Below are 766 nucleotides of genomic sequence, written 5' to 3' on the forward strand. Positions count from 1 at the left end.
ATTTTCTAAAGTCTCTATTGGGGAGGGACTATATAGTGGACTATTGCAAATGCGAAGCATCGTTGGACTTTTAGTCATTGTACCAATGATCAGTTGGGTACTTCGTGAAGAGCCTTATATCGAGGACATCATGGGAATGGCGCATAAATCTTTGAATACAAGTAGAAAGTTTTATCTAGGGATGATGTCATTAACGCAGGTTTTTTCTTATTTTCTTTTATTCGGTGCAATACCGATGATGTATCAATTCATTAATCAAATCCTGTATAAGAAAAAAACTGAAGCATGGGAAAACTATAAAGGAACAGCCCTCTTACGGTCTTTTGCTTTATCTACGATGTGGGTAGTGAGTATTCCTAGCTTCATTTTTGCAGTGGAAACGATGAATGCCTCGCTGTGGATTTGTATTTTACAAGGATTTGGTATTTCCGTTTGTGGGACAATGATTGCGGTACTATTTTCGTATTTTCAAGAAAAGCATTATGGTGTAAATTTGACATACGGGCTACAGGATGAGATTGCTGAAATATTACTTCATGCTGATCCAATTGAGGAAAGAAAGAAAAAAGTGATCGAATTTATTTTTTTATTTCAAGTTAAGAAAGTATAAAATCAGTGCAATGACTGCGTTAAGCCAAGTAGTTATTTTGAAATGTTTGATGTATATTGGCAATGCTTCGACTAATTACTTCGCTTTCCGTGGGCTCGACCTCAACTAACTTTGCAAAGAAGAACACGTTGCAAAGTGGATTTTCGGCTCGCGCTA

At 36.7% G+C, this 766-nt stretch carries 1 pseudogene; it reads left to right on the forward strand.

Annotated features, from left to right (window positions below):
- A pseudogene (locus tag JUJ52_RS23120) lies at positions 1-610 on the forward strand (hypothetical protein); the annotation flags it as partial.
- Between the last annotated feature and the right edge of the window lie 156 nt (positions 611-766).

Source organism: Virgibacillus sp. AGTR (genome assembly GCF_016919725.2).
Classification (GTDB): domain Bacteria; phylum Bacillota; class Bacilli; order Bacillales; family Amphibacillaceae; genus Virgibacillus; species Virgibacillus salarius.